Origin of the sequence: Streptomyces sp. NPDC059092 (assembly GCF_042756365.1) — a bacterium.
In the GTDB taxonomy this organism is placed as follows: Bacteria; Actinomycetota; Actinomycetes; order Streptomycetales; family Streptomycetaceae; genus Streptomyces.
The window spans coordinates 1-5,304 of record NZ_JBHZEJ010000138.1 but is presented as its reverse complement, the minus strand read 5'-3'; the positions used below and the strand labels follow the sequence as shown (position 1 = coordinate 5,304).

Sequence of the window (5,304 nt, the reverse complement as noted above, 5' to 3'; positions counted from 1 at the left end):
GCCCTGGCCGCCGCCCCCCACCTCCACGACGGGGCGGGGGACGGGCGGTACCGATCCCGGCCCGTCCCCCGCCCCGTACAGGTGGCGGAGCGATCCTGGATCAGCCCACCGGGGCGGCCGGGGTCTTCTCGACGCCCTCCCCGCCCTGCCTGCCGGCCTCGGCCTCCTCGGCGAGCCGCTCCATGCCGCTGGTCGTCTTGAGCGGCTTCTCCTTGATGAAGACCACCGCGACCAGCGCGAGCGCGGCGAACGGCGTGGCGACGAGGAAGAGTTCCGCCGTCGCGACACCGTAGGCGTGCTCCACGATCGCCCGCATCGGCGCCGGCAGGGTCGACATGTCCGGTACGGAGCTCTCACCGGAGCCGCCGGCCGGGGCCTGGCCGCTCTCGCCCAGGCTCTTGGTGATCTCGGCCGTCACCCGGTTGGCCAGGACGGCGCCCAGCACGCTGGTACCGATCGTGCCGCCCATGCTGCGGAAGAACGAGAGGACGGACGTGGCGGCGCCCAGCTCGGAAGCCGGTACGTCGTTCTGCGCCGCCAGGACCAGGTTCTGCATCAGCAGGCCGACGCCGACGCCGAGGACGGCCATGTACAGACTGAGCACTCCGAAGCCCGTGTCGGCGTCGATGGTGGACAGCAGTCCCAGGCCGGCCGTCATGATCACGGCGCCCGCGATCAGATAGACCTTCCACTTGCCGGTGGCGCTGATGATCTGTCCGGCGACGGTGGAGGAGACCAGCAGTCCGAGGATCATCGGCAGGCCCATCAGACCGGCGACGGTCGGGGTCTTGCCGAGGGAGATCTGGAAGTACTGGGAGAGGAAGACCGTGCCGCCGAACATGGCGACACCGACCAGCAGGCTGGCGACCGTGGTCAGGGTGACGGTGCGGTTGCGGAAGATGTCCAGCGGGATGACCGGCTCGGGGACCCGGGCCTCCACGAAGACCGCGGCCACCAGCAGCACCACACCCGTACCGGTGAGCGCGAGCGTCTGCCAGGACATCCAGTCGAAGCTGTTGCCCGCCAGGGAGGTCCAGATGAGCAGCGCGCTGACGCCCGCGACGATCAGGAACGCGCCCAGGTAGTCGATCTTCACCTCGCGGCGGACCGTGGGCAGCTTCAGCGTGCGCTGCAGCATCAGGATCGCGGCCAGCGCGAACGGCACCCCGATGAAGAAGCACCAGCGCCAGCCGAGCCACGAGGTGTCCACCATGACACCGCCGACCAGCGGTCCGGCGACCGTACCGACGGCGAAGACCGCGCCGAAGATGCCCGCGTACTTGCCGAGGCGGCGCGGCGGGATGACCGCGGCCATCACGATCTGGGCGAGGGCGGTCAGACCGCCCGCGCCGATGCCCTGGATGACCCGGCTGAAGATGAGCAGGCCGACGCCCTGCGAGAAACCGGCCAGCAGCGAGCCCACGACGAACAGCGAGAGCGAGAGCTGGAGCAGCAGCTTCTTGTTGTAGAGGTCGGAGAGCTTGCCCCACAGGGGCACGGTCGCCGTCATGGCGAGCAGTTCGGAGGTGACGACCCACGTGTAGGCGGACTGGCTGCCGTGCAGGTCGGCGATGATGCGGGGCAGGGCGTTCGCCACCACCGTGCCGGCCAGGATCGCGACGAACATCCCGGCCATCAGGCCGGACATGGCCTGGAGTATCTGGCGGTTGGTCATGGAGGTCGGCGCCTGCTCCGGCGCCTCTGTAGCACTCAAGGTGTCCTTCTTCGTGTTCATTCGGTTCGAGGGCATGCGTGTCAGGGCGGTCAGCCGTCGGTCCGCGGCTGGGTCAGCCCGTCCGAGAGATGGCCGAAGACGCGACGGAAGGTGTCCGGAAAGGATTCCGAGTCGCCCTGGGCGCACCAGTGTTCGATGGCGACCCGTACGGCCGTGGTGGTGACCGCGGCGAGCAGCCGGGGGTAGAGACCGAGGTGCGAGGTGTCAGGGCCCTTGCCGCAGGATTCCGGCGGGCCCGGCGTCTTCCCGGTGTCCGCCACCGGTTCCGGAGCGGGCGGCGAGCCGAGCCGTTCGGCGATCGTCTGCGCCAGTTGGACCTCTTCGGCGACATGGGCGCCCATGCCGCGCAGCAGCAGATGGGGCGAGCGCTGCAGCACCGTGCTCCGCAGTTCCCAGATCTCCTGGCTCTCCTCCACATGGGTCAGTTCGGTGGCCAGCGCCTCGCGCACCGCTTCCATGGCGGTCAGCTCGGCCGGCGCCTCGCGCACCGCGCGCCGTACCCGCTGTCCTACGGTGCGGTCGATCATGACGAACGCGTCGTCATGACTGTCGAAGTAGTTGAAGAACGTACGCGGCGAGACCCCGGCGGCTTCGCTGATCGCCTCGACGGTGACGTTCTCCGCCCCGTGTACGGCCGCCAGCCGCACCGCGGCCTCCGACAGCGCCGTCCGGGTGGCCTGCTTCTTGCGCTCTCGGAGACCGGGCGCCGCACCTTCACTCTGCACATCATGCAGAGTATGCAAAAATGCACGGTCCGCAAAATTATTTCCGGTTCCTGGACGCCGTAGCATGATCCGTATGGAGCAGCGCGCGTGGGACGGGAAAGGGCGGGTCGTCTCCGCCGTCGGACTCGGCACCTGGCAACTCGGCGCGGACTGGGGTGAGGTGGCCGAATCGGACGCCTTCGCCGTCCTGGACGCGGCGGTCGAGTCGGGTGTCACCTTCTTCGACACGGCGGACGTGTACGGCGACGGGCGCAGCGAGCGGCTCATCGGCCGCTACCTGAAGGACCGGCCCGACGCCGGAGTGTTCGTCGCGACCAAGATGGGGCGGCGCGCCGAGCAGCGGCCGGAGAACTACTCCCTGGCGAACTTCCGCGCCTGGAACGACCGTTCGCGGGCGAACCTCGGGGTCGACACGCTGGACTATGTACAGCTCCACTGCCCGCCCACGCCCGTCTACGCGTCGGACGAGGTCTTCGACGCGCTCGACACGCTGGTCGAGGAGGGGCGCGTCGCGGCGTACGGCGTGAGCGTCGAGACCTGCGCCGAGGCGCTCACCGCCCTCGCGCGTCCCGGTGTCGCGGGCGTGCAGATCATCCTCAACCCGTTCAGGCCCAAGCCGCTGGAGGAGGTCGTGCCGGCCGCCCGCGCGGCGGGTGTCGCCATCGTCGCGCGGGTGCCGCTCGCCTCAGGGCTGCTCTCCGGCCGGTACACGAAGGACACCGTCTTCGCCGCCGACGACCACCGTGCGTACAACCGGCACGGCGAGGCGTTCGACCAGGGCGAGACGTTCTCGGGCGTCGACTACGCCACGGGGCTGGCCGCCGCGGTCGAGTTCGCCGCACTGGCGCCCGAGGGCGTGACGCCCGCTCAGGCCGCGCTGCGCTGGATCACGCAGCAGCCCGGGGTCACCAGTGTGATCCCCGGCGCCCGCTCCGTCGAGCAGGTCCGCGCCAACGCGGCGGCCGGCGCGCTGGAGCCGCTGCCGCCCGCCACCCTGGACGCGGTGCGGGAGCTGTACGACCGCCGTCTGCGCTCCTCGGTCCATGGACGCTGGTAGGGGCGAAAGGGTGATTGTGGGCCGAACGCGGTCCGATCGCGCGGCACAGACGCAAGAGTTGGTCGTTTCTGTGGCTGTATCGCGTCGCGCACTGTAGCGTCTTGATCAAGCTGTCGTGGTTCCGAAGTACCGCTCGCCCGTGACGTGCCGTCACGGGCGTTTGTGCTGTTCAGCGTCTCTAAGGACCAAGGCGATCACCTCCGGTTCCCGTAGCGTGCGGGAACCATGCGTCTTTTGAATCGGAGACTCATCATGGCCAGTGGAACAGTGAAGTGGTTCAACTCGGAAAAGGGCTTCGGCTTCATCGCCCAGGACGGTGGCGGTCCTGACGTGTTCGCGCACTACTCGAACATCGCGACCTCCGGCTTCCGTGAGCTGCAGGAGGGCCAGAAGGTCACCTTCGACGTCACGCAGGGCCAGAAGGGCCCGCAGGCGGAGAACATCCTCCCCTCCTGAAGCGGGGCACCAGGGCGCCGGTCCGGTGGATTCACTTCCACCGGGCCGGCGCCCGCCGCGTTGTACGGGGCCGTCCGCCGGCCGTGTGCCCGCCGGGGTGCGGTCAGGCGGCGGTCTCCCGCGCGGGGGGCGCCGCGGTGTCCCCGCCCCCGGGCAGGGCGAGGTTCCAGGCGGTGATCACCGGGCGGTCGTGCTCGGTGCCCAGCCGCGAGACGGTGCCGGTCGCGAGGTGGAACAGCGCGCCGGCCGCGGGCGCCAGACCGAGATAGCGCGCGGTCAGCACCCGCAGGAAGTGGGCGTGCGCGACGAGCGCGACATCCGCGCCGTCCCCCGGATCGAGCGCCGCCAGCGCCTCCGTGAGGACGCGGTCGGCGCGGTGTCCCACCTCGCCGGGGCCCTCGCCGGGCTGACCGGCGGGGCCGGGAACGACGCCGTCGGTCCACAGGTCCCAGTCGGGGCGGGTGCGGTGGATGTCGACGGTCGCGATGCCTTCGTACCCTCCGTAGTTCCACTCCCGCAGATCCGGTTCCACCCGGTACGGGGCGAGACCGGCCAGCTCGGCGGTGCGCCGTGCGCGGGCCATGGGGCTGACGAGCGTGAGGCCGATACGGCGCTCGCGCAGCAGCGGTGCCAGTGAGCGGGCCTCGTCCTCGCCGCGCCCGGTCATCGGGAGATCGGTGTAGCTGGTGTGCTGTCCGGACAGGGACCAGGCGGTCTCCCCGTGCCGTACCAGGATCAACTCGCCCATGGTGGAGGCCCACTTTCCTGTTCGCCGCGCTCGTGCCGTGTGGCCGCGCGGATCCGAAGGGAAGAACCAGGCGGGCCGTGATCGCATTCCGTCGGGCTCAGTGTCTCGTGTTCCCGCCCCGGTGACCTGGCGGGAATGCCGTCGGCGGCTGTCGCGTTACACCGATGCGCCGCTTGATGGACATGACATCCAGTTCCGCGGGCGGCGTGACCGTCCAGGACCATCGAGGAGGGAATCCCGCATGAAGCCTCGTATCCACCCCGTCTCCCGCCCGGTCGTCTTCCGGGACCGTGCCGGGGGAGTGGCCTTCCTGACGCGCTCCACCGCGGACTCGGAGCGGCGTGTCGAGTGGGAGGACGGGAACACGTACCCCGTCATCGACGTGGAGATCTCCTCCGCGAGCCATCCCTTCCACACCGGCGCCGGCCGCGTGGTGGACACCGCGGGCCGGGTGGAGCGCTTCGAGCGCCGCTACGGCAGGGGCGGCGCCGCCCCGCGCGGCTGACCGTTCGCACGGGAGGAGCCCGGACGCGCGCAACCGTCGCCGAGGTGGCCGGGGGGGGGCCATTTAAAGGTAATACGC

The 5,304-nt window shown here is 70.4% G+C and carries 6 protein-coding genes; 3 read left to right on the top strand and 3 right to left on the bottom strand.

Annotated features, from left to right (window positions below; all coding sequences use genetic code 11):
• Positions 1-100: 100 nt before the first annotated feature.
• A complete protein-coding gene (locus ACFXPL_RS36880) occupies positions 101-1,675 on the bottom strand; it encodes an MDR family MFS transporter (RefSeq protein ID WP_384927546.1) in 1,575 nt (524 codons plus the stop codon).
• A gap of 89 nt (positions 1,676-1,764) precedes the next feature.
• Positions 1,765-2,469 (bottom strand): TetR/AcrR family transcriptional regulator, encoded by a 705-nt coding sequence (locus ACFXPL_RS36875; protein ID WP_384927545.1) that lies wholly within the window; start codon positions 2,467-2,469, stop codon positions 1,765-1,767.
• A gap of 55 nt (positions 2,470-2,524) precedes the next feature.
• Here ACFXPL_RS36875 and ACFXPL_RS36870 point away from each other — a divergent pair, with 55 nt between their 5' ends.
• The gene (locus ACFXPL_RS36870; protein ID WP_384927544.1) at positions 2,525-3,517 is read left to right on the top strand and encodes an aldo/keto reductase; all 993 of its coding nucleotides are present in this window, start codon (positions 2,525-2,527) and stop codon (positions 3,515-3,517) included.
• 252 nt (positions 3,518-3,769) lie between these two features.
• Positions 3,770-3,973 carry a cold-shock protein gene (locus tag ACFXPL_RS36865; protein ID WP_041994569.1) on the top strand — a complete coding sequence of 68 codons (204 nt, stop codon included), beginning with the start codon at positions 3,770-3,772 and terminating at the stop codon, positions 3,971-3,973.
• Between the two features lie 103 nt (positions 3,974-4,076).
• On the opposite strand, the gene ACFXPL_RS36860 is transcribed toward ACFXPL_RS36865, so the two are convergent.
• Positions 4,077-4,721 carry a histidine phosphatase family protein gene (locus ACFXPL_RS36860; RefSeq protein ID WP_384927543.1) on the bottom strand — a complete coding sequence of 215 codons (645 nt, stop codon included), beginning with the start codon at positions 4,719-4,721 and terminating at the stop codon, positions 4,077-4,079.
• Positions 4,722-4,962: 241 nt separating this feature from the next.
• Here ACFXPL_RS36860 and ACFXPL_RS36855 point away from each other — a divergent pair, with 241 nt between their 5' ends.
• Entirely contained in the window at positions 4,963-5,226 is a 264-nt protein-coding gene (locus ACFXPL_RS36855) for a type B 50S ribosomal protein L31 (protein WP_384927542.1), read from the top strand.
• Positions 5,227-5,304 lie beyond the last annotated feature (78 nt).

Coding starts and splice junctions, on each gene's coding strand:
- ACFXPL_RS36880 (WP_384927546.1), bottom strand. CDS start 1,675: ATGACCAACCGCCAGATACTCCAGGCCATGTCCGGCCTGATGGCCGGG.
- ACFXPL_RS36870 (WP_384927544.1), top strand. CDS start 2,525: ATGATCCGTATGGAGCAGCGCGCGTGGGACGGGAAAGGGCGGGTCGTC.
- ACFXPL_RS36865 (WP_041994569.1), top strand. CDS start 3,770: ATGGCCAGTGGAACAGTGAAGTGGTTCAACTCGGAAAAGGGCTTCGGC.
- ACFXPL_RS36860 (WP_384927543.1), bottom strand. CDS start 4,721: ATGGGCGAGTTGATCCTGGTACGGCACGGGGAGACCGCCTGGTCCCTG.
- ACFXPL_RS36855 (WP_384927542.1), top strand. CDS start 4,963: ATGAAGCCTCGTATCCACCCCGTCTCCCGCCCGGTCGTCTTCCGGGAC.